22 protein-coding genes are annotated in these 22156 nt (G+C 50.7%); 17 read left to right on the forward strand and 5 right to left on the reverse strand.

The features are described from left to right. Positions 1-205: 205 nt before the first annotated feature. The 4 genes from tauA to tauD are packed head-to-tail and all read left to right on the forward strand — an operon-like array spanning position 206 to position 3622. The gene (gene tauA / locus WN16_RS08870) at positions 206-1168 is read left to right on the forward strand and encodes a taurine ABC transporter substrate-binding protein (protein WP_003838610.1); all 963 of its coding nucleotides are present in this window, start codon (positions 206-208) and stop codon (positions 1166-1168) included. Positions 1169-1182: 14 nt separating this feature from the next. Then, positions 1183-1950, forward strand: coding sequence for a taurine ABC transporter ATP-binding subunit (gene tauB, locus WN16_RS08875; RefSeq protein ID WP_003838608.1), 768 nt, complete (start codon positions 1183-1185; stop codon positions 1948-1950). Continuing rightward, the gene (tauC, locus tag WN16_RS08880) at positions 1947-2777 is read left to right on the forward strand and encodes a taurine ABC transporter permease TauC (protein WP_003021414.1); all 831 of its coding nucleotides are present in this window, start codon (positions 1947-1949) and stop codon (positions 2775-2777) included. The genes tauB and tauC overlap by 4 nt, the downstream gene beginning before the upstream one ends. Then, complete coding sequence (gene tauD, locus WN16_RS08885; protein WP_003021417.1) at positions 2774-3622, forward strand: taurine dioxygenase; 849 nt, start codon at positions 2774-2776, stop codon at positions 3620-3622. The genes tauC and tauD overlap by 4 nt, the downstream gene beginning before the upstream one ends. Positions 3623-3681: 59 nt before the next feature. On the opposite strand, the gene hemB is transcribed toward tauD, so the two are convergent. After that, the gene (gene hemB, locus WN16_RS08890; RefSeq protein WP_003021420.1) at positions 3682-4656 is read right to left on the reverse strand and encodes a porphobilinogen synthase; all 975 of its coding nucleotides are present in this window, start codon (positions 4654-4656) and stop codon (positions 3682-3684) included. 508 nt (positions 4657-5164) lie between these two features. On the opposite strand from hemB, the gene WN16_RS08900 reads away from it, so the two are divergent. Together WN16_RS08900 and iprA are read left to right on the forward strand one after the other, a co-directional pair. After that, the gene (locus WN16_RS08900; protein ID WP_044699329.1) at positions 5165-8068 is read left to right on the forward strand and encodes an autotransporter outer membrane beta-barrel domain-containing protein; all 2904 of its coding nucleotides are present in this window, start codon (positions 5165-5167) and stop codon (positions 8066-8068) included. Between the two features lie 89 nt (positions 8069-8157). Further along, entirely contained in the window at positions 8158-8781 is a 624-nt protein-coding gene (gene iprA / locus WN16_RS08905) for a hydrogen peroxide resistance inhibitor IprA (RefSeq protein WP_044699331.1), read from the forward strand. A gap of 1 nt (position 8782) precedes the next feature. Here iprA and ampH read toward each other — a convergent pair whose 3' ends face one another. Continuing rightward, entirely contained in the window at positions 8783-9940 is a 1158-nt protein-coding gene (gene ampH / locus WN16_RS08910; RefSeq protein ID WP_003021428.1) for a D-alanyl-D-alanine-carboxypeptidase/endopeptidase AmpH, read from the reverse strand. A 384-nt stretch (positions 9941-10324) separates the two neighbouring features. Here ampH and sbmA point away from each other — a divergent pair, with 384 nt between their 5' ends. Together sbmA and WN16_RS08920 are read left to right on the forward strand one after the other, a co-directional pair. Then, positions 10325-11545: a peptide antibiotic transporter SbmA gene (gene sbmA, locus WN16_RS08915; protein WP_044699333.1), complete on the forward strand. Its 1221-nt coding sequence runs from the start codon at positions 10325-10327 to the stop codon at positions 11543-11545. Positions 11546-11560: 15 nt separating this feature from the next. After that, a complete protein-coding gene (locus WN16_RS08920; protein ID WP_088169105.1) occupies positions 11561-12664 on the forward strand; it encodes a DUF1615 domain-containing protein in 1104 nt (367 codons plus the stop codon). On the opposite strand, the gene WN16_RS08925 is transcribed toward WN16_RS08920, so the two are convergent. After that, positions 12649-12972, reverse strand: coding sequence for a DUF2755 family protein (locus WN16_RS08925; RefSeq protein ID WP_003021437.1), 324 nt, complete (start codon positions 12970-12972; stop codon positions 12649-12651). The genes WN16_RS08920 and WN16_RS08925 overlap by 16 nt on opposite strands. 264 nt (positions 12973-13236) lie before the next feature. Here WN16_RS08925 and WN16_RS08930 point away from each other — a divergent pair, with 264 nt between their 5' ends. Further along, a complete protein-coding gene (locus tag WN16_RS08930) occupies positions 13237-13455 on the forward strand; it encodes a DUF2754 domain-containing protein (protein WP_003021440.1) in 219 nt (72 codons plus the stop codon). Between the two features lie 23 nt (positions 13456-13478). Here WN16_RS08930 and ddlA read toward each other — a convergent pair whose 3' ends face one another. Then, positions 13479-14573 carry a D-alanine--D-alanine ligase gene (gene ddlA / locus WN16_RS08935; RefSeq protein WP_003021442.1) on the reverse strand — a complete coding sequence of 365 codons (1095 nt, stop codon included), beginning with the start codon at positions 14571-14573 and terminating at the stop codon, positions 13479-13481. 301 nt (positions 14574-14874) lie between these two features. Here ddlA and WN16_RS08940 point away from each other — a divergent pair, with 301 nt between their 5' ends. The 5 genes from WN16_RS08940 (at position 14875) to adrA (ending at position 19707) form a co-directional block, all read left to right on the forward strand. Then, positions 14875-16071, forward strand: a complete 1197-nt coding sequence (locus WN16_RS08940) for a multidrug efflux MFS transporter (RefSeq protein WP_003021445.1) — start codon at positions 14875-14877, stop codon at positions 16069-16071. 248 nt (positions 16072-16319) lie between these two features. Beyond that, on the forward strand, positions 16320-16562 hold the full coding sequence (locus WN16_RS08945) for a sigma-S stabilization anti-adapter protein IraP (RefSeq protein ID WP_003021448.1): 243 nt from the start codon (positions 16320-16322) through the stop codon (positions 16560-16562). A 104-nt stretch (positions 16563-16666) separates the two neighbouring features. Continuing rightward, the gene (gene phoA, locus WN16_RS08950) at positions 16667-18082 is read left to right on the forward strand and encodes an alkaline phosphatase (protein ID WP_003021451.1); all 1416 of its coding nucleotides are present in this window, start codon (positions 16667-16669) and stop codon (positions 18080-18082) included. Positions 18083-18179: 97 nt separating this feature from the next. Then, positions 18180-18500, forward strand: a complete 321-nt coding sequence (psiF, locus tag WN16_RS08955; RefSeq protein ID WP_003021454.1) for a phosphate starvation-inducible protein PsiF — start codon at positions 18180-18182, stop codon at positions 18498-18500. 91 nt (positions 18501-18591) lie between these two features. Continuing rightward, positions 18592-19707 (forward strand): diguanylate cyclase AdrA, encoded by a 1116-nt coding sequence (gene adrA / locus WN16_RS08960; RefSeq protein ID WP_085954043.1) that lies wholly within the window; start codon positions 18592-18594, stop codon positions 19705-19707. A gap of 17 nt (positions 19708-19724) precedes the next feature. Here the strand turns inward: adrA and proC are convergent, their stop codons facing one another. Continuing rightward, on the reverse strand, positions 19725-20534 hold the full coding sequence (gene proC / locus WN16_RS08965; protein WP_003021462.1) for a pyrroline-5-carboxylate reductase: 810 nt from the start codon (positions 20532-20534) through the stop codon (positions 19725-19727). A 189-nt stretch (positions 20535-20723) separates the two neighbouring features. On the opposite strand from proC, the gene WN16_RS08970 reads away from it, so the two are divergent. From WN16_RS08970 to yaiA, 3 genes are all read left to right on the forward strand, one after another. Beyond that, entirely contained in the window at positions 20724-21179 is a 456-nt protein-coding gene (locus WN16_RS08970) for a YaiI/YqxD family protein (protein WP_003021467.1), read from the forward strand. A 186-nt stretch (positions 21180-21365) separates the two neighbouring features. Next, on the forward strand, positions 21366-21911 hold the full coding sequence (aroL, locus tag WN16_RS08975; protein WP_003836009.1) for a shikimate kinase AroL: 546 nt from the start codon (positions 21366-21368) through the stop codon (positions 21909-21911). Positions 21912-21937: 26 nt separating this feature from the next. After that, positions 21938-22129, forward strand: a complete 192-nt coding sequence (yaiA, locus tag WN16_RS08980; protein WP_003021472.1) for a protein YaiA — start codon at positions 21938-21940, stop codon at positions 22127-22129. Positions 22130-22156 lie beyond the last annotated feature (27 nt).

Raw genomic sequence — 22156 nt, forward strand, 5'->3', positions numbered from 1 at the left:
GGCGCTTGCGCCGCCATCCGGCAACAGTGCCTGATGGCGCTGCGCTTATCAGGCCTACGAATTCCATCTGTAATGAGCAAAATCGCTAACTATTGCCGCTTTTTTTCTAAAAACGCTTTGTTCTTAGCCAGAATTTTTAATTCCTTTATCAAATTGTGCCGCAACGAAATACTGCCTCCATAACAAGACAGGGGAGCAGACAATCATGGCTATTTCATCGCGTAACGCACTTCTCGGTGCACTGGCATTCATCGCATTTCAGGCGCAGGCGGTGAACGTAACCGTCGCTTATCAGACCTCCGCCGAACCCGCCAAAGTGGCGCAGGCGGATAATACTTTTGCCAAAGAGAGCGGCGCTACCGTTGACTGGCGCAAATTCGACAGCGGCGCGAGCATCGTCCGGGCGCTAGCCTCCGGCGACGTGCAGATCGGTAATCTTGGCTCCAGCCCGCTGGCGGTCGCCGCCAGTCAGCAAGTACCCATTGAAGTTTTTCTGCTGGCGTCAAAGCTTGGTAACTCCGAGGCACTAGTGGTGAAGAAAAACATCAGTAAACCGCAAGATTTGATTGGCAAACGCATTGCGGTGCCGTTTATCTCCACCACCCATTACAGCCTGCTGGCGGCGTTGAAACACTGGGGGATTAAACCCGGTCAGGTGGAGATTGTGAACCTGCAACCACCTGCGATTATTGCCGCATGGCAGCGCGGGGATATTGACGGCGCGTACGTCTGGGCTCCTGCGGTCAATGCGCTGGAAAAAGACGGCAAGGTGTTAACCGACTCATCGCAGGTTGGTGAGTGGGGCGCACCGACGCTGGACGTGTGGGTGGTACGCAAAGATTTTGCAGAGAAGCATCCTGAGGTGGTGAAAGCCTTTGCCAAAAGCGCTATCGATGCGCAGCAACCTTATATCGCTAATCCCGATGAGTGGCTGAAGCAGCCGGAGAATATCAGCAAATTGTCGCGTTTAAGCGGCGTGCCGGAAGCGGATGTGCCGGGACTGGTGAAAGGTAACACTTACCTGACGCCGCAACAGCAGACTGCCGAACTGACCGGACCGGTGAACAAAGCCATTATCGACACCGCGCAGTTCCTCAAAGAGCAGGGCAAAGTCCCCGCTGTCGCGACGGATTACAGCCAGTACGTGACCGATCGCTTCGTGCAATAAATAAGGAGGCGCTGATGCTGCAAATCTCTCATCTTGCCGCCAGCTACGGTGGAAAACCGGCGCTGGAGGATATCAACCTGACGCTCGATAGCGGTGAGCTGCTGGTGGTACTCGGACCTTCCGGTTGCGGGAAAACCACATTGTTAAATCTGATTGCCGGATTTGTGCCGTATCAGCATGGCAGCATCACACTGGCGGGTAACAGGGTTGACGGTCCGGGGGCAGATCGCGGGGTCGTGTTCCAGAATGAAGGTCTGCTGCCCTGGCGTAACGTGCAGGACAACGTGGCTTTTGGTCTGCAGCTGGCGGGGGTGGATAAACCACAGCGTCAGCGTATTGCTCTGGAGATGTTGCAGAAAGTCGGGCTGGAGGACGCGGGCAAACGCTTTATCTGGCAGCTTTCCGGTGGACAGCGGCAGCGCGTCGGCATTGCGCGGGCGCTGGCGGCCAATCCACAGTTGTTGTTGCTGGATGAACCTTTTGGCGCGCTCGACGCCTTTACTCGTGAGCAGATGCAAACCCTGCTGCTGAAGCTGTGGCATGAGACTGGCAAACAGGTGCTGTTGATTACGCACGATATTGAAGAAGCGGTGTTTATGGCGACAGAGCTGGTATTGCTGTCGCCAGGCCCTGGCCGGGTACTGGAGCGTCTGCCGCTGAATTTCGCCCGTCGCTTTGTGGCTGGAGAGTCGAGTCGCAGCATTAAGTCCGATCCGCAGTTTATCGCCATGCGCGAGTACGTGTTAGGTCGAGTCTTTGAACAACGGGAGGCATTTTCATGAGCGTGGTGATTAATGATAAACCCCGTCGCCAGCGCGCGCTCAACTGGCGCTGGCCGTTCTCGCGGCAGATTACCTTAAGCCTTGGTACGTTGGCCGTCATTTTGGCGTTGTGGTGGACGGTGGCGGCGCTGCAGTTAGTCAGTCCGCTGTTTTTACCGCCACCGGGACAGGTTTTACAAAAGCTGATCGTTATTGCCGGTCCGCAGGGATTTATGGATGCCACGCTGTGGCAGCATCTGGCGGCGAGTCTGACACGTATTGTTATCGCGCTGCTGGCGGCGGTGCTGCTGGGCGTTCCGGTTGGAATCGCTATGGGGCTGAGTCCGACGATGCGCGGCATTCTCGATCCGATCATTGAGCTGTATCGTCCGGTTCCGCCCCTGGCCTATCTGCCGCTGATGGTCATTTGGTTTGGCATTGGCGAAACCTCCAAGATCTTGCTTATCTATCTGGCGATTTTCGCCCCTGTAGCGATGTCGGCGCTGGCGGGAGTGAAAAGTGCGCAGCAGGTGAGAGTGCGCGCCGCGCAGTCGCTGGGAGCCAGCCGTGCGCAGGTGCTGTGGTTTGTTATTTTGCCGGGGGCATTACCTGAGATCCTCACCGGATTACGGATCGGACTTGGGGTGGGCTGGTCGACGCTGGTGGCGGCAGAGCTGATTGCCGCCACGCGAGGCTTAGGATTTATGGTCCAGTCTGCCGGTGAGTTTCTGGCAACGGATGTGGTGCTGGCGGGGATCGCGGTGATTGCCGTTATCGCGTTTATTTTAGAACTGGGTCTGCGCGCGCTTCAGCGCCGCCTGACGCCCTGGCATGGAGAAGTACAATGAGTGAACGTCTGAGCATAACCCCGCTGGGGCCGTATATTGGCGCACAAATTTCCGGTGCGGATTTGGCGCGTCCGCTGAGCGATAATCAGTTTGAACAGCTTTATCACGCGGTATTGCGCCACCAGGTGGTGTTTCTGCGCGAACAGGTGATTACGCCGCAACAACAGCGGGCGCTGGCGCTGCGTTTTGGCGATCTGCATATTCACCCGGTCTATCCGCATGCCGAAGGAGTCGAAGAAATTATCGTGCTGGATACCCATAACGATAATCCGCCGGATAACGACAACTGGCACACCGATGTCACCTTTATCGACACGCCGCCTGCCGGGGCGATTTTAGCGGCGAAAGAGCTGCCATCAACCGGGGGCGACACCTTGTGGACTAGTGGGATTGCCGCTTATGAAGCATTGTCTGAGCCGTTCCGTCAGTTGCTGAGTGGCCTGCGGGCAGAGCATGATTTCCGTAAATCATTTCAGGAATATAAATATCGCAAGACCCCAGAGGAGCACCTGCGCTGGCTGGAGGCCGTCGCTAAACATCCACCGTTGCTGCATCCGGTGGTGCGCACGCATCCGGTGAGCGGGAAGCAGGCGCTGTTCGTGAATGAAGGATTTACCACACGAATTGTTGATGTCACGGAAAAAGAGAGCGAGGCGTTACTGAGCTTTTTGTTCGCGCATATCACCAAACCGGAGTTTCAGGTGCGCTGGCGCTGGCAGCCCAACGATGTGGCGATTTGGGATAATCGCGTGACGCAGCATTATGCGAATGCGGATTATCTGCCGCAGCGGCGCATTATGCATCGGGCAACGATTCTGGGAGATAAGCCGTTTTATCGGGCGTGATGATTACCGGAGACGCTTCACTTGCCGGGCCTACGACCTGTAGGCCCGGTTAGGCGTTATTAACGCAGAATTTTTTTCTCAGCCAGATCCAGTGCGAAGTAGCTGAAGATCAGATCCGCGCCAGCGCGTTTGATCGACCCTAAACTTTCCAGCACCACTTTCTCTTCATCTATAGCCCCCGCCAGCGCCGCGAATTTGATCATCGCGTATTCACCGCTGACCTGATAAGCGCCAATCGGCAGCTCGGTGCGCTCGCGGATATCACGCAGAATATCGAGGTACGCGCCAGCCGGTTTGACCATCAGGCAGTCTGCGCCCTGGGCTTCATCCAGAAGCGATTCGCGAATCGCTTCCCGACGGTTCATCGGGTTCATCTGATAGGTTTTACGATCGCCTTTCAGCGCGGTGCCCGCGGCTTCACGGAATGGGCCGTAAAAAGATGAGGCAAACTTAGTGGAGTAGGACATGATAGCGGTATCGGTGAAGCCCGCGGCGTCCAGCGCCTGGCGAATCGCCTGTACCTGACCATCCATTGCGGCGGAAGGTGCGATGAAGTCCGCACCCGCTGCGGCGGCAACCACCGCCTGCTTGCCGAGGTTGGTAAGGGTTAAATCGTTATCCACGCCGTGATCGCATAACACGCCGCAGTGGCCGTGTGAGGTGTATTCGCAGAAGCAGGTGTCGGACATGACGATCATTTCCGGCACGGTCTGTTTGCAGATACGCGACATGCGCGCCACCAGGCCGTCTTCTTTCCAGGCATCGCTACCGGTGTCATCCGTATGGTGGGAAATGCCGAAAGTCATCACCGAGCGGATGCCAGCATTAGCAATGCGTTCAATTTCGCGCGCCAGGTGTTTCTCTGGAATACGCATCACGCCTGGCATGGCGTCGATAGCTTTGTAATCGTCGAGTTCTTCTTCAACAAAGATCGGCAACACCAGGTCATTTAAGCTGAGTGTTGTCTCTTCAAACATAGCGCGCAGCGCGGGAGATTTGCGCAGGCGGCGAGGGCGTTGGATTAGGTCTGTCATGGTATGCCTGATGTTTGTGGAATCGAAGGCCGTAGTATACCCGAACCTGAGGGCGTGTGGTTTACGAAAGTTGGCGTTATATCAGGATTTCCTGTAACGAAGGGATGAATCATTAGCGCAATTTATTCACAAGCATAGCAATTTATTCATATTCATTATTTTGTTTATTGTTTTTTTATTATTTTAAATATCTATGCTTTTGCTTTTATAGTGTGGTGTATAGATTTTGTTTATTTATTGGCTATATATTCGTTTGCGTTCTGATTCATTAGTGAATTGTATGATTTGAATGTTGGTTGGCTTTTAATTGATTGAAAGTATTGTTTTTTATATTTCTTAAGTGGCGTGGGTTGGATTTATTATGTTGTCCGGTTTCGGACAACGGGCAAAGAATAATTGAACCTTTCCTTAATGAAACCGCATAATCGTCCCTGCGAAACATAAAATGTTTTCTTTGCATTGATAATTGATGGATCAACTATATTACGTCCCTGAGGAGGGATGACAAATGCACACTTGGAAAAAGAAACTCGTAGTCTCACAATTAGCATTAGCCTGCACTCTGGCAATCACTTCTCAGGCGAATGCTTCTACTTACGATACCTGGACCTACTACGACAATCCAACTACGGCCCTGAACTGGGACAATATGGATGCAGCCGGAACTGTAGATGGTAACTACGTGAATTATAGTGGCTTTGTTTACTATAATAATGCGGCTGGTGATTTTGATCAGTCTTTTAACGGCGATACCGTTAACGGCACGATTTCTACCTATTATCTGAATCATGACTACACTGATGGCGCAGTGAATCAGCTGAATATCAGTAACTCTGTTATTCATGGTTCAATTACATCTATGTTGCCAAGCGGTTACTACGATCGTTTTGATGTTGATGGCAATGGCTTTGGTGGATATGAATTTAACAACACTACCGTTGTTGACGGAAACTGGTATGACGGTGATATTTTCACTCTGAATATTGCTAATTCCACCATTGATGATGATTATGAAGCGTTGTATTTCACCGATTCTTATTTATCTGTTGATGTGACTAAATATACCAATGAAACGTTTGATACCAGCGAAGGTGTTGCGGTTAATCTTGATGTAGAAAGCAATATCAATATTTCCAACAACTCACGTGTTGCTGGCATTGCTCTGTCTCAAGGGAATACTTACAACAACACCTATACGACGGAATCCCATACCTGGGATAACAACATCAACGTCTACAACTCTACTGTAACTTCTGGTTCAGATTCCATTCTGGAATCGAATACTGCCTTCTTTGGTAATTCCAATGAGCCAAGTGATTACACTGGTCCGGGCGATGTTGCATTGTCTTTCACCGATAGCTCTTCTTCAGACTATGCAATGAAAAACAATGTGTACTTCAGCAATTCAACGCTGATTGGTGATGTTGCATTTACCAGTAACTGGAATGCCAATTTTGACACTATTGGTCATGATTCCAACGGTGACGGTGTGGCGGATACCAACCTTGGTTGGGCTGACGATAGCCTGAATGTCGATGAACTGAACCTGACTCTTGATAATGGTAGTAAGTGGGTTGGCCAGGCTACTTTCGATGCTGAGACTATCTACCCAGCAAATATGTTTGATGTTGCAACCAATAGCCTGACTCCGGGTGGAACCGCTGAAGCCAATGGTTGGGGACGTGTTGTTGATAATAAAGTCTTCCAGAGCGGTGTGTTCAACGTAGCGCTGAACAACGGTTCTGAGTGGGATACCGTTGGGGATTCATTAGTTGATACTCTGACTGTGAACAATGGTTCTCAGGTTAACGTCTCTGATTCAATGCTGACTTCAGATACTATTGATTTAACCAATAGCTCTTCATTGAATATTGGTGAAGGTGGTCAAGTTGATACAGATCATCTGACAATTAACAGCTATAGTACTGTGAATTTGACCGAGTCCACTGGATGGGCGACGGGTTCTAACTTGTATGCCAATACCATCACTGTAACTAATGGTGGTGTGTTGGATGTTAATGTTGATCAATTTGATACTGAAGTATTCAACACCGATAAACTGGAACTGACCAGCGGCAATTATGCTGATAACAGCAACCATGTTGTTTCTGGTGTATTCAACATCCACAGCAGCGACTATGTTCTGAATGCCGATCTGGTGAACGATCGTACCTGGGATACCACTCAGGCTAACTACGGTTACGGTACTATCGCAATGAACTCTGACGGTCACCTGACCGTTAACGGTAACGGCGATATCAACAATGGCGACGAACTGGATAACAGCTCTGTTGACAACGTTGTTGCGGCATCCGGTAACTATAAAGTGCGTATCGACAACGCGACCGGCGCAGGCTCTGTTGCTGATTACAAAGGTAACGAGCTGATCTACGTTAACGACACGAACAGCAACGCGACCTTCTCTGCAGCCAACAAAGCTGACCTCGGTGCTTACACCTATCAGGCACAGCAGCAGGGTAACACCGTTGTTCTGCAGCAGATGGAACTGACAGACTACGCGAACATGGCGCTGAGCATCCCGTCTGCTAACACCAATATCTGGAACCTGGAACAAGACACCGTTGGTACTCGTCTGACTAACGCACGTCATGGTCTGGTTGATAACGGTGGTGCATGGGTAAGCTACTTCGGTGGTAGCTTCGATGCAGATAACGGCACCATTAACTACGATCAGGATGTTAACGGCATCATGGTTGGTGTTGATTCCAAAATTGATGGTAACAACGCTAAGTGGATTGTCGGTGCTGCAGCAGGCTTCGCGAAAGGTGATATGAGCGACCGTACCGGTCAGGTGGATCAGGATAGCCAGACTGCCTACATCTACTCTTCTGCTCGCTTTGACAACAACATCTTTGTTGACGGTAACTTAAGCTACTCCCACTTCAACAACGATCTGTCTGCTAACATGAGCAACGGTCAGTATGTTGATGGCAGCACCTCTTCTGATGCCTGGGGCTTTGGCTTGAAACTGGGTTATGACCTGAAGCTGGGTGACGCAGGCTACGTAACGCCATACGGCAGCGTATCCGGTCTGTTCCAGTCTGGTGATGATTATAAGCTGAGCAACGACATGAAAGTTGACGGTCAGTCTTATGACAGCATGCGCTATGAACTCGGTGTAGATGCAGGTTATACCTTCGCCTATAGCGAAGATCAGGCGCTGACTCCGTACTTCAAACTGGCCTACGTTTACGACGACTCTAACAACGATTCTGACGTAAACGGCGATTCTATCGACAACGGTGTAGAAGGTTCTGCGGTACGTGTTGGACTGGGTACTCAGTTCAGCTTTACCAAAAACTTCAGCGCCTACACCGATGCTAACTATCTTGGTGGTGGTGATGTAGATCAAGACTGGTCTGCAAATGTTGGCGTTAAATATACCTGGTAAGACATCTCTCGTTGTTAAAGAAAAGATAATCTAACTCAGAAAAATGCCCGTCACGGATTTGACGGGCATTTATTGCAAGGAATGCTCAGATGTTGTCTGCAAATAAACCGCTTGTAGAATTTGGTAAGCTTGATAAATGTTTGTCGAAATATGGTAAACACTTTGAGTGTGATAATGATAAAGAAATAATTTATTCCAGTGATATAAACAGTGACGATACCTTTATCATTTTAAATGGTGTAATTTCCCTGAGGCGAGGGGAGAATGTGCTGGTCGGTATTGCACAGGCACCGTTTATTATGGGGCTTTCAGATGGCGTAATGAAAACAGATATACAATACAGATTAATCACGGAAAGCGATTGTATGGGATACCATCTACCTGCCTCACAAACAATTAATATAATTGAAGAGTGCCAGCTTTGGCGTGAAGCTTTTTGTTGGTTGGCATGGCAAAATTCCATGCTTGAATTGCGAGATCTGCAGTTGATCGGCAATAACTCCTACGATCAGATTCGCGCGACGCTGATATCCATGATGAAATGGGACGACGTACTGCGTTCGCGTATCGGCGTCATGAACTATATTCACCAACGCACGCGAATTTCCCGCTCGGTTGTCGCTGAGGTTCTCGCGGCTTTGCGTAAAGGTGGTTACATTGAAATGAATAAAGGCAAACTGGTGAGCATAAACCGTTTGCCTTTTGAGTATTAACTCAGGATGCGGGAATAACCTGCGGTTTGTTCCCGCTCAACTCTGCAACCAGATCGTTGATACCGTCACTCATATTGGTAAAACGGGTTAGCGGAGAACGGGTCACCACGATAAACGCACCGACGTTTTGTTGTGGGATCATCGCCATATAGGTGATGAAACCTCCACCGCCGCCGGTTTTTTGAATAATTCCCGGTCGGCCATTCTTCGGCGCCATGTAGACCCAGCCCAAACCAAGCGCATCGGCTCTGCCTGGAACATCCATTCCCACCACTTTAGTTAACTGCGTACGCTGATAAATCAGCGTCTGCATCCGGTCGGCCTGCTGGCTACGATGATAAAAGTCAGAAGAGAGATACTGCTGCATCCAGCGCATCATATCGCCGGGCGTAGAATAGACACCGCCGCTGCCCATTGCCGCCAGCGTATTGTTACAGGGGCTGGCGCCTTTTTCCGCGACCATCAGGCGTCGGCATTGATCGGGGGACGGGGTAAAGGTGGTGTCTTTCATCCCCAGCGGACGGGTGATTTTTTCTTCAAACAGCTGCGGATAAGGCTTACCAGAGGCCGCTCCCAGCGCATCGGCCAGCAGGTCAAACGCCAGGTTGGAATAAGATGCCTGTGAACCCGGTGCGGCTTTCAACGTGGCAGTAGAGAGATAGCTCCAGCGCTGCTCGCGGGTTGGCCAGACAAACACCGGGCGCTTTGCCGCGCCGCCAGGCTGCTCGCGCGGCAGCGCGCTGGTATGCGTCGCCAGATTCACAAGCGTAATCGGCGTGCCCTGATAAGTCGGCACGCGTGCACCTGGAGGTGCATATTTACTCAATGGATCGTTGAGTTTGACCGTGCCCTGATCGAGCAATTTCACCAGCATTTCGCTGGTCATTAATTTAGTGATTGAGGCAATTCGAATCACGGAATCAAGCTGTGGATGGACGTTGTTACCGGGACGCGTTTCGCCAAAGCTGCGAAATACGCGCTGATTACCATCAATCACCACGAGCGCCATCCCCGTAGCACCACTGCCGTAAAATATATGGTCGGCATAACGATCGACGATATCGGAGGCGAAAACCGGATCGGTTATAGGCTGTGCCGCCTGGACTGATGTCAATGACGCCGCACACAGCGCGGCAGAAAAAAGCAGACTACGTTTCAACGGTGGTGTCCATGAGTTAGAGAAAGTGAAAAAGGATGTCGTGCGTATGCGTATTTATACTACTCATCGGCGTATTGCAAAGCGCTTATCAACCAATGATAGTGGGAAAAACGTAACGATGAGTAAACGTAGGAGTTTCCTGGATTGCGGATGTTCGCTTTTGTGATCTCACGCTGTGATAATCTGCACATACTGGAACGTTGTCGAGTGTGAAAACCACAGAAACAATTCTTCATAACCGAGGTGCGAACTAAGTGCCTCGGTTTTGGTCACAATTGTCGGTTTCAGCTTGTGTTTTTGGGCGTAAGCCGTCTGGCCTCCGCACTCCACGGTGGCAAATGCACAGCAGTCGTCATAACGATAAGAAGTTAGCAGGAGAGCACTATGTTTAAGTCTTTTTTCCCAAAGCCGGGGCCGTTCTTTATTTCGGCATTTATTTGGGCATTTGTCGCTGTTGTATTCTGGCAAGCAGGTGGGGGAGCCTGGGTTGCACATATTACCGGCGCGTCGGGAGACGTACCTATTAGCGCAGCGCGTTTCTGGTCGTTGGATTATCTGATTTTTTATGCGTACTACATTCTTTGTGTCGGAGTGTTCGCGCTGTTCTGGTTTCTCTACAGCCCACACCGCTGGCAGTACTGGTCTATTCTGGGCACATCGCTGATTATTTTTGTGACCTGGTTTCTGGTTGAAGTCGGCGTCGCTGTCAACGCCTGGTACGCGCCATTTTATGACCTAATTCAAACTGCGCTCAGCACACCACACAAGGTGAAGATTGAGCAGTTCTATCATGAAGTTGGCATTTTTCTCGGCATTGCGCTGATAGCCGTGGTCATTGGCGTGATGAACAACTTCTTCGTCAGCCACTACGTGTTCCGCTGGCGTACCGCGATGAACGAACACTATATGGCGCACTGGCAGCATTTGCGTCACATCGAAGGCGCAGCGCAGCGTGTGCAGGAAGACACCATGCGTTTTGCTTCTACGCTGGAAGATATGGGCGTCAGCTTTATCAACGCGATTATGACGCTGATTGCCTTCCTGCCTGTACTGGTTACGCTCTCTGCCCATGTTCCTGACCTGCCGATTGTTGGACATGTGCCTTATGGCCTGGTGATTGCCGCGATTGTCTGGTCGCTGATGGGAACCGGTTTGCTGGCCGTGGTCGGGATAAAACTTCCAGGGCTGGAGTTTAAAAACCAGCGCGTGGAAGCGGCCTATCGTAAAGAACTGGTCTATGGCGAAGATGATGGCAACCGTGCGACGCCACCGACGGTGCGTGAACTGTTTCATGCGGTACGCCAAAATTACTTCCGTCTCTATTTTCACTATATGTACTTCAATATCGCCCGAATTCTTTATCTGCAGGTTGATAACGTTTTCGGCTTGTTCCTGCTGTTTCCATCGATTGTTGCCGGTACGATTACGCTCGGCCTGATGACGCAAATCACCAACGTGTTTGGCCAGGTGCGCGGCTCGTTCCAGTATCTGATTAACTCCTGGACAACGTTAGTGGAACTGATGTCTATTTATAAGCGTCTGCGCAGCTTTGAACGAGAGCTTGATGGTCAGGATATTCAGGAAGTTACCCATACACTGAGTTAATAATAAGGAGATGTTATGTCGACGGTTTCCCGTCTTTACCCCTTGTCTGGTCTGGCAGCACTGGTGCTGGTGGGATGTAGTAGCCAACCCGCGCAGCCGCTAAAAAAGGGGGAGAAAGCCGTCGATGTGGCGAGCGTGGTGCGTCAGAAAATGCCCGCCAGCGTGAAAGACCGGGACGCATGGGCGCAGGATTTGGCAAAGACTTTTGAAAGCCAGAAGCTGGCGCCGACGGTTGAAAACATCTGTTCGGTGCTGGCGGTCGCGCAACAGGAGTCAAATTACCAGGCGGATCCAGCCGTGCCGAACTTAAGTAAAATCGCCTGGAAAGAGATCGATCGTCGTGCCGAGCGTATGCACATCCCGCTATTTGTGGTGCATACCGCGCTGAAGATTAACTCGCCAACGGGGAAAAGCTACAGCGAGCGCCTGGATACGGTGAAAACCGAAAAACAGCTTAGCGCGATCTTTGATGATTTTATCAACATGGTACCGATGGGGCAGACGTTATTTGGTTCGCTTAATCCGGTGCATACCGGTGGGCCGATGCAGGTTAGCATCGCCTTTGCTGAGCAGCATGCCAGCGGCTACCCGTGGAAAATAGCGGGAACCGTGCGCCAGGAAGTATTTAGCCGCCGCGGTGGGCTGTGGTTCGGTACGTATCATCTGCTTAACTACCCGGCGAATTACAGTGCGCCAATTTTCCGCTTCGCCGATTTCAATGCCGGGTGGTATGCCAGCCGCAATGCAGCTTTCCAGAATGCGGTCAGTAAAGCCAGCGGCGTGAAGCTGGCGATGGACGGTGATTTAATTCTCTATGGCAGCAGCGAGCCGGGCAAAACGGAGCTGGCGGTACGTAAACTGGCCGGGAAGCTGGACATGAGCGAGAGTGAGATCCGCCGTCAGCTGCAAAAAGGCGACAGCCTGGCCTTTGAAGAGACCGCGCTGTACGAGAAAGTCTATAAGCTGGCGGAAGCGAAGGCGGGGAAAACGCTTCCCCGTGAAATGCTGCCTGGCATTCAACTGGAAAGCCCGAAGATCACACGTAACCTGACTACCGCGTGGTTTGCTAAACGCGTGGACGATCGTCGGGCGAAATGTATGGGTCAGTCATCGTTATGATGACGGCGGCGCCAGCGCGCGAATGCCGCGATGGCGCCAAGAATCAGGCTTCCGGCGAGAAAAGGGACCAGTCCAAAAAGGGTTCCGACGCCCAGGCCGATTTCAACTCGCGGGCGCCCTGTCTCTTGCATTTGCAACTGCATCAACTGCTCATAGATGCCGGGAGCGTGGGCCAACAGATTTAAAATCTGCGCGCCTGCCCAGAAGCAAAACAGCACAAATACGGCATAGGCAATGTTGCCGGGCAGGGAGGAGGGATCCCGATGCTTGCCCTTAAACAGGGATTTTGAGAGCGTAAAATCAGCCATAAAGACCTCCGGAAATAACCTGCTTTTTTTGACGTAATGCCTGTAACTGAAAGTGAGTCTGACAGGTGATCGGCAATGTCAATATCAGAATGATGGTAATTTCAGGTAGAGATTATTCCTGGATTTCGGTTTTTTGCTTAACGTCACAATTACGCAACCTTAAGTGAAATTAATTTACATTTCAGAAATTCCGCACAGGCCACAGACGTGTATGAGGAAATGTGCGAGGATGCGTTTTCATGTTGTATATCCACCGGAGCCGTTATGAACCTGCCTGTTAAAATCCGCCGAGACTGGCACTATTATGCCTTCGCTATTGGGCTTATCTTTATTCTCAACGGCGTGGTGGGCTTACTCGGTTTTGAAGCGCAGGGGTGGCAAACCTATGCGGTAGGGCTGGTGACCTGGGTGATTAGCTTTTGGCTGGCCGGATTAATCATCCGTCGCCGCGTTGAAGATGATGAAGTAAAGGATGCCCAATAGCTATATCAGGCATCCTGGCGGGTTTACATACTGGTTTTCAGCGCGCTATCCGCAGCATGGCGTTCCAGCGCCAGTTCGATCAGGCGAGTGATCAAATCGGTATAGCCTAAACCGCTCGCCTGCCACAGCTTCGGATACATACTGATGTTGGTAAAGCCTGGCAGCGTGTTGATCTCATTGATCACAACGTTGTTTTCAGCAGTTAAGAAAACGTCCACGCGCGCCATGCCGGCACAGCCCAGTGTCTGGTAGGCCTGAATGGCGATTTCGCGGATCTTATCGTTAATCTCTGGTGCAATTGCTGCCGGAACGACAACTGTGGCACCGTTATCGTCAATGTATTTAGTGTCGTAAGCGTAAAAATCGCTGTTCAGCACAATCTCTCCACAAGTACTGGCCTGCGGATGATCGTTGCCCAGTACCGCACATTCGATCTCGCGGCCTTTGATCCCTTGCTCCACCACGACTTTATGATCGAATTCAAATGCCAGCGCGACGGCCTGATCGTATTGGGCTTCGCTGGTTACTTTGCTGACGCCAACGGACGATCCCTGGTTGGCCGGTTTTACAAACAACGGCAGACCCAGGCGGGATTCCACTTCGCTAAAGCTGATGCTGTTGCGATTGGCGCGAGTGAGCGTGATAAATGGCGCGATGTTTAATCCGGCATCACGCAGCAGACGTTTGGTCACGTCTTTATCCATACAGGCCGCAGAACCCAGCACATCAGAACCTACGAACGGTAGGTTTGCCACGCGCAGCATGCCCTGCAGAGAGCCATCTTCACCCAGAGTGCCATGTACGATCGGGAAAATAACATCGACCGTCGGCAGCGGTTGACCGTTTTGTGCATCGATCAACTGGTGCGCTTGTTTACCCGGTACCTGCGCCAGGCTGGTCTCAGAAGGTCGCAATGCAATATGCGCCGGGTCGTCTGAATTGAGCAGATAATTACTGGCATCGCTGACGTGCCATTGCCCTTGTTTATCAATACCTAACAGCACAACGTCAAAGCGAGTCTTGTCGATGGCATCGACAATATTTTTTGCCGATTGCAATGACACTTCATGTTCCGCTGATTTACCACCAAATACGATTCCTACCCGCAACTTTGCCATCTTAAAAACCCATTCCATGAATGCAAAGCACATACATTACCACGACAAAACGCAGGTTTCCTCGGCTTCTGGCAGATTGTTTTGGCTGACGACAGGGGAATAGAACAGAACAAACAAGAGGCCCGCACGCGAAGCATAATCCCCTGCTTATATTATGGGTTTGATGTGAGCTGTATCACAAATATGATGAGCGGGAAGATAAAATACTAAACTGTGATTTATCGCACCTGTGGACCCTTATTCAGCTAAGTAATTTGTTAAGCTGCTCGCAGTTTTCAGCTACTTATCGTTATGAGTCCTTATGGAATCCTGGAGAGTTAACCTTATTTCCGTTTGGTTCGGGTGCTTTTTTACCGGACTGGCGATTAGCCAAATCTTGCCTTTTTTACCACTCTATATCTCCCAACTGGGCGTGACCTCGCATGAAGCGCTCTCAATGTGGTCCGGATTAACGTTCAGCGTCACCTTCCTGATTTCAGCTATTGTCTCTCCAATGTGGGGCAGTTTAGCCGACCGCAAAGGACGCAAGCTAATGCTGCTGCGGGCCTCACTGGGTATGGCCATTGCGATTTTGCTACAGGCATTTGCTACTAACGTCTGGCAGCTTTTTCTGCTGCGCGGGGTGATGGGGTTAACCTCCGGTTATATTCCTAATGCGATGGCGCTGGTCGCGTCACAGGTTCCGCGTGAACGCAGCGGCTGGGCGCTGAGTACGCTGTCGACGGCGCAAATTAGCGGTGTCATTGGTGGACCGTTAATGGGGGGCTTTATTGCCGATCACGTTGGCTTACGGGCGGTATTCTGTATTACCGCCGCTTTGCTGGTGGTGAGTTTTCTGGTCACACTGTTCTTGATCAAAGAGGGCGTTCGTCCGACGATTAAAAAAAGCGAACGTCTGAGTGGGAAGGCCGTATTTGCCTCGCTTTCACATCCGGCGCTGGTGATCAGCCTGTTTTTTACCACCATGGTGATTCAACTTTGTAACGGTTCAATTGGGCCAATTCTGGCGCTGTTTATTAAATCAATGGTCCCAGATAGTTCGAATATTGCCTTTCTCAGCGGGCTGATAGCCTCAGTACCGGGCATTTCTGCTCTGATTTCCGCGCCTCGACTTGGTAAATTAGGCGACCGTATTGGTACTGAGCGGATTTTAATGGCGACGTTAATCTTCGCGGTGGTGCTGTTTTTCGCTATGTCGTGGGTCACCACGCCGTTGCAGTTGGGAGTTCTCCGTTTTCTGCTTGGCTTTGCCGACGGTGCGATGTTGCCGGCGGTGCAGACGCTGTTAGTGAAATACTCCAGCGATCAGATAACCGGGCGCATCTTTGGTTATAACCAGTCATTTATGTATCTCGGCAACGTCGCCGGGCCATTAATGGGGGCGACGGTTTCGGCAATGGCGGGGTTCCGTTGGGTGTTCATTGCTACAGCAAGCATTGTGCTTATCAATATCTGGCAATTGGCTATTGCGTTGCGACGTCGGCGCGGGGGGCGTTGAGCTCCTGATTAACAACGCTGCCTGTCAGCGTTGTTAATCCATAATTGTGTATTATATATTTGTGTGATTATTAATTTTCTTACCTTTTTATATTGAATCATTCTGCGTCAAGACGCATTTACCCTTATTTTGTGTTGTGATTGTTTTCGCAAATCGTTTTATTACTTATAAAAATACAACTTTCATCCTCTAGGCAGTCGTGAGCCTTAATGATAACGTGACCCATATTTTGTTAAGGGAATAGGCAAATGAAAAACCTCGTCACTGAGTTGTTACTTAAACTCGCGCAAAAAGAAGAAGAGTCGCAAGATCTGGCGGTACAGGTCGAAACGTTAGAGCGGGTAATCATCGAAATGCTGCGCAATATGGCGTGGAACGATCGGCAAATATTTATTCGTCAAATTGAGGGGGCGCTGGCTGATGTAAACCGCATGCCCGCGTTTCTCACGAACATACATAACGCTTGCGAGATCGTACCAAAAGCGTTTTGAACCATCTGTGGCGGGGCACCCACAAATTATCATAAAAGTGTCACATCAAATACTTATAGTCGCTTTGTTTTAATTTTACCGTATTTATACATGGAGAATATAAAGTGAAACAAAGCGCACTCGCTATTGCCCTGTTACCTTTGCTGTTTACCCCGGTTATTAATGCAGAAACATCTACTGTAGCGGTTTTGGATAATCGTGCCGCTCAAGGTGATATCTCCACGCCGGGTGGCGCTCGCCGATTGTCTGCCGACCAAACCGCGGCTCTGCGCGAATCCCTGAACGACAAACCGGCCAAAAATATTATTTTACTGATTGGCGATGGGATGGGTGATTCCGAAATAACGGCAGCGCGAAATTATGCTGAAGGCGCGGGCGGCTTTTTTAAAGGTATTGATGCTTTACCGTTGACCGGACAATACACACATTATGCGTTGGATAAGAAAACCGGCAAGCCCGATTATGTGACAGATTCTGCAGCATCGGCGACGGCGTGGACGACCGGTGTTAAAACTTACAATGGTGCTCTGGGCGTTGATATTCATGAGAAAGATCACGCTACTATTCTGGAAATGGCCAAAGCGGCGGGTCTGGCGACAGGCAACGTTTCCACGGCTGAATTGCAGGATGCCACGCCTGCCGCACTGGTTGCCCATGTCACTTCGCGTAAATGCTATGGCCCGAGCGTGACGGCTGAAAAATGCCCGACGAACGCGCTGGAAAAAGGCGGTAAAGGGTCGATTACCGAACAATTATTGAATGCCCGTGCGGATGTTACGTTAGGTGGCGGGGCAAAGACTTTTACTGAAACCGCTACGGCAGGTGAGTGGCAGGGTAAAACGCTGCGTGAACAAGCACAGGCCCGTGGTTACCAGATGGTGAGTGATACCGCGACGCTGGCGGCGATTACCGAAGCGAATCAGGATAAACCGCTGTTGGGTCTGTTCTCTGACGGTAATATGCCAGTGCGTTGGGAAGGCCCGAAAGCGTCTTATCACGGAAATCTGGATAAGCCGGTAGTGACCTGCACGCCAAATCCAAAACGTAACGACAGCGTGCCGACTCTGGCACAGATGACGGATAAAGCGATTGAGCTGTTAAGCAAAAATGAGAAAGGCTTCTTCCTGCAAGTGGAAGGCGCGTCAATCGACAAACAAGATCACGCCGCTAACCCGTGTGGACAAATTGGTGAAACTGTCGATCTGGATGAAGCGGTGCAGCGTGCGCTTGCTTTTGCGAAGAAAGATGGCAACACCCTGGTCGTGGTAACCGCTGACCACGCGCATGCCAGCCAGATAGTCGCACCGGATACTAAAGCACCCGGTTTAACGCAAGCGCTGAACACCAAAGATGGTGCGGTGATGGTCATTAGCTATGGCAACTCTGAAGAAGAGTCCCAGGAGCACACCGGCAGCCAACTGCGTATTGCAGCCTATGGCCCTCATGCGGCGAATGTGGTTGGCCTGACCGATCAAACCGACCTGTTCTACACCATGAAAGCGGCGTTAGGACTGAAATAACCCGACGCCCGGCGGCAATACTTTTGCCGTCGGGTGGTTTTTTTATCGTTAGCAGCCAAACTTACCTGTGTGTCGTCGTTCAGAAAAGGATGGTGCTATGAAAATTACATTATTAATGACGTTGCTTTTTGGTCTTATTTTTTTAACTACCGTCGGTGCTGCCGAGAAGACATTAACCCCGCAACAACAACGTATGACCACCTGCAATCAGCAGGCAACGGCGCAAACCTTAAAAGGGGATGCGCGTAAGACGTATATGAGTGATTGCCTGAAAAACAGTAAATCTGGGCCTGAGGAAAAGAGTCTGACGCCGCAGCAGCAGAAAATGCGTGAATGCAACGTCAAGGCGACGGAGCAGTCTCTGAAAGGCGATGATCGTAATAAGTTTATGAGTGCTTGCCTGAAAAAATCTGCTTAGCACTTCCGGGTGAGCAGATAAAATCGCTCACCCGAAATATCATACTTCCGCCGCCAGACCCCTTCCTATAATTTGGGAAATTTGTTTCAGAATATTCCCAAATACGATGAATGATGAAAATTTTTATCAAAAGAAGGTCGTCTCAAATGAAGCATTTATATTGCTTCATCAAAATGACCACCAACGTTCCGGTCTGCGATTTGCCCGACGAATCAGGCTGCCGCGAGCAGTGGGATTGGGGGGAATGTTTTTCCCTATCGCGTCGGTATTAGTTTCTCAGCCAATAACCGGAGGCTGGTGGCTTTTGCTGGTGGGATGGGCATTTGTCTGGCCACATCTGGCATGGCAATTGGCAAGTAAAGCTGTCGATCCACTGCATAGCGAATATACCAACTTAAAAGCCGATGCCATCCTCGCCGGGATGTGGATGGGGATTATGGGGATAAACTTGCTGCCATCCACGGCGCTGTTGATGATTATCTGTATCAACCTGATGGGCGCAGGAGGTATGCGAGTCTTCATCGCAGGCGCCGTGTTGATGGTGGTTTCCTGCCTGGTGACGTTACAGTTAACGGATATCCCCATGGCTTTTAGCAGTACGCAGCTGAGCGTGCTGCTGTCACTGCCAGTGTTAGTGGTTTACCCGTTGCTGTTTGCCTGGGTGAGTTATAAGACGCTCATCCGGCTGGCAGAACATAAACGTCGCTTACAGGTTATGAGTACGCGAGATGGGATGACCGGGGTGTATAACCGACGTCATTGGGAACTGTTGCTGCGTAATGAGTTTGATAATTGTCGTCGCCATCAGCGTGATGCCACGCTCCTTATCATCGATATCGACCATTTTAAGAGTATCAATGATACCTGGGGCCATGACGTAGGGGATCAGGCCATTGTTGCACTGACCCGCCAGTTACAGATGACCTTACGCGGTAGCGATGTGATTGGGCGTTTTGGCGGTGATGAGTTTGCGGTAATCATGTGTGGCACGTCGGCGAGCAGCGCGATTGCAGCGATGTCTCGTGTTCACGAACGGCTTACCCAACTGCGTTTATCTTGCGCGCCGCAGGTTGACCTGCGCATTAGCGTGGGCGTTGCGCCGCTGACATCTGAAACTGAACACTATAGAGAATGGTTAAAATCAGCAGATATGGCGCTCTATAAAGCAAAGAATTCCGGACGTAACCGCACTGAAGCTGCGGCATGACGTCCGGCGGTGTTAACTCAGGAGCGGCTGAGTTTTTCCGATTGCTCCATGCACTTAATCATCGCTTCAATTACTGATGAACGGAATCCGCGTTCTTCCAGGACGCGTACCGCCTCAATGGTGGTTCCACCTGGCGAGCACACCATATCCTTTAATTCGCCAGGATGTTTACCCGTTTCCAGCACCATCTTCGCCGAACCCATTACCGCTTGTGCCGCAAATTTATAAGCCTGCGCGCGGGGCATTCCCCCCTGAACGGCGGCATCTGCCATTGCTTCGATAAACATAAATACATAGGCCGGTGCTGAACCGCTGACACCAACGACCGGATGAATCATTGCCTCCGCAATGACTTCAGCTTCGCCAAAGCAGCGGAAGATATTCAGCACGTCAGCCGTATCTTCCGGCGTGACTAAGGCGTTTGGCGTGACGGAGGTCATTCCGGCGTTCACCAGCGACGGCGTGTTTGGCATCGCGCGAATGATTTTACGGTCGTGACCCAGCGCGCGGGCAAGCTGATCGAGGGTGACGCCTGCGGCAATTGAGACGACCAGGGAGTCTTTGTTCAGACTGGAGGTAATTTCGCTCAGCACCTTAATCATAATGCCTGGCTTTACAGCCCCAAAAACAATATCAGCGATCTGCGCGACTTCTTGTGCAGACTGCGCCGCATTAATGCCGTACTGGTCGTGTAGCGCGGCGACCTTATCGGGGGAAGGGGTATAGACCCAGATTTGTCCGGGGAGAACCTGACCGCTGGCGATCATGCCGCCAAGAATGGCTTTGCCCATATTACCGCAGCCGATAAAACCAATTTTCTTGTCCATCTTGTCACTCCCTATGGATGATATTCATTGTTTTATACCCTAATTACTTCAAGTAACTTGAATTATTTGGGGTAAACCTGGGAAAGCTAAGCTTAGCGCGGAATGAATATGTTCAGAAGGAGAAACAGCACTTTGCCTGAAAGTAAAAGCACGCGACAATGTGCGGCAGCACAACAGTGGGGAGAAGTTATGACAATATGGGTGGATGCTGATGCGTGTCCGAATGTGATTAAAGACATTTTGTACCGCGCTTCTGAGCGCATGCAAATGCCGCTTGTTTTGGTGGCCAACCAAAGCCTGCGCGTCCCGCCTTCGCGTTTCATCAGCACATTACGTGTGCCTGCGGGCTTTGACGTGGCTGATAACGAGATTGTGCGTCAGTGCAGTGCTGGTGATTTAGTGATAACGGCAGATATTCCGCTGGCGGCTGAAGTGATTGAAAAAGGTGCGGCGGCGCTTAACCCGCGTGGCGAACGTTATACCGAAGCCACGATCCGCGAGCGTCTGATGATGCGTGATTTTATGGATACGCTACGCGCTAGCGGTATTCAGACCGGGGGGCCGGACAGCCTTTCGTCCCGCGACAGACAGCATTTTGCAGCTGAACTGGATAAGTGGTGGCTGGAAGTTCAGCGTAGAAAATAGTGTGTGTAATTTATTATTTACACTTTATTCGTTGTGAATTCTTGTTATAGTAGGGGTTAACTCATCTCGCCATTCTTTATGTAATTTTTTCTTTACGGTTTTGGCGGTGTACTAGTTTGATGATATGATTATATTTTTAACCGCATCAGACCCCGCTTGTTGGCGGTTCTCTGGGGAAATTCTGTGATGACGCAACCTCTTTTTCTTGTTGGCCCCCGGGGGTGTGGTAAGACGACAACCGGTATGGCGCTGGCAAAGGCTATTGATTTCCAGTTCGTTGATACCGATCGCTGGTTGCAATCGCACGTGCAAATGACCGTGGCGGAAATCGTCGAAAGAGAAGGGTGGGAAGGGTTTCGTGCCCAGGAAACGACCGCTCTGCAGGCTGTCACAGCACCAGCAACGGTTGTTGCGACCGGCGGCGGTATTATTCTTACCGAATTTAACCGTCACTACATGCGCAGCCACGGCGTGGTTATCTATTTAAGCGCACCGGTATCGGTACTGGTTGATCGTCTGGAGGCGACGCCTGAAGAAGGATTACGACCGACCTTAACCGGCAAGCCGTTGACTGAAGAAGTGCAGGAAGTGCTCGCCCAGCGAGATGTTTTGTATCGCGAAGCCGCGCACTATATCGTTGATGCCACCAATGCGCCTGCGCAGGTGGTGGAAGACATTCTTGGGATACTGGCGCAGGCAGCGCCACGGTTGCAGGGCGGTGTCTATACTTAATGTTCATCCAGTGAAAAGGAAGAACTATGCCGACACAACCACCTTACCCACGTCAAGCGACCATTGTTACGGTTGAAAAAGGGACGCCAGGCCAGACGGTAACCTGGTATCAACTTCGTGCCGATCACCCTAAACCGAATTCGTTGATCAGTGAGCATCCTTCGGCTCAGGAAGCGATGGATGCTAAAAAACGCTACGAAGACCCCGATAAAACCTGATATGAAGACCGCCCTGGCACGAGTCTT

The organism is Citrobacter sp. ABFQG (genome assembly GCF_004322975.1).
Lineage (GTDB): Bacteria > Pseudomonadota > Gammaproteobacteria > Enterobacterales > Enterobacteriaceae > Citrobacter > Citrobacter freundii.

Bases quoted from the DNA above. Each gene is read 5' to 3' on its own strand.
- tauD (WP_003021417.1), top strand. From the start codon at position 2,774: ATGAGTGAACGTCTGAGCATAACCCCGCTGGGGCCGTATATTGGCGCA.
- aroL (WP_003836009.1), top strand. From the start codon at position 21,366: ATGACGCAACCTCTTTTTCTTGTTGGCCCCCGGGGGTGTGGTAAGACG.
- WN16_RS08945 (WP_003021448.1), top strand. From the start codon at position 16,320: ATGAAAAACCTCGTCACTGAGTTGTTACTTAAACTCGCGCAAAAAGAA.
- sbmA (WP_044699333.1), top strand. From the start codon at position 10,325: ATGTTTAAGTCTTTTTTCCCAAAGCCGGGGCCGTTCTTTATTTCGGCA.
- WN16_RS08970 (WP_003021467.1), top strand. From the start codon at position 20,724: ATGACAATATGGGTGGATGCTGATGCGTGTCCGAATGTGATTAAAGAC.
- proC (WP_003021462.1), bottom strand. From the start codon at position 20,534: ATGGACAAGAAAATTGGTTTTATCGGCTGCGGTAATATGGGCAAAGCC.
- WN16_RS08930 (WP_003021440.1), top strand. From the start codon at position 13,237: ATGAACCTGCCTGTTAAAATCCGCCGAGACTGGCACTATTATGCCTTC.
- ddlA (WP_003021442.1), bottom strand. From the start codon at position 14,573: ATGGCAAAGTTGCGGGTAGGAATCGTATTTGGTGGTAAATCAGCGGAA.
- WN16_RS08900 (WP_044699329.1), top strand. From the start codon at position 5,165: ATGCACACTTGGAAAAAGAAACTCGTAGTCTCACAATTAGCATTAGCC.
- yaiA (WP_003021472.1), top strand. From the start codon at position 21,938: ATGCCGACACAACCACCTTACCCACGTCAAGCGACCATTGTTACGGTT.
- hemB (WP_003021420.1), bottom strand. From the start codon at position 4,656: ATGACAGACCTAATCCAACGCCCTCGCCGCCTGCGCAAATCTCCCGCG.
- tauA (WP_003838610.1), top strand. From the start codon at position 206: ATGGCTATTTCATCGCGTAACGCACTTCTCGGTGCACTGGCATTCATC.
- WN16_RS08920 (WP_088169105.1), top strand. From the start codon at position 11,561: ATGTCGACGGTTTCCCGTCTTTACCCCTTGTCTGGTCTGGCAGCACTG.
- WN16_RS08925 (WP_003021437.1), bottom strand. From the start codon at position 12,972: ATGGCTGATTTTACGCTCTCAAAATCCCTGTTTAAGGGCAAGCATCGG.
- iprA (WP_044699331.1), top strand. From the start codon at position 8,158: ATGTTGTCTGCAAATAAACCGCTTGTAGAATTTGGTAAGCTTGATAAA.
- WN16_RS08940 (WP_003021445.1), top strand. From the start codon at position 14,875: ATGGAATCCTGGAGAGTTAACCTTATTTCCGTTTGGTTCGGGTGCTTT.
- tauB (WP_003838608.1), top strand. From the start codon at position 1,183: ATGCTGCAAATCTCTCATCTTGCCGCCAGCTACGGTGGAAAACCGGCG.
- psiF (WP_003021454.1), top strand. From the start codon at position 18,180: ATGAAAATTACATTATTAATGACGTTGCTTTTTGGTCTTATTTTTTTA.
- tauC (WP_003021414.1), top strand. From the start codon at position 1,947: ATGAGCGTGGTGATTAATGATAAACCCCGTCGCCAGCGCGCGCTCAAC.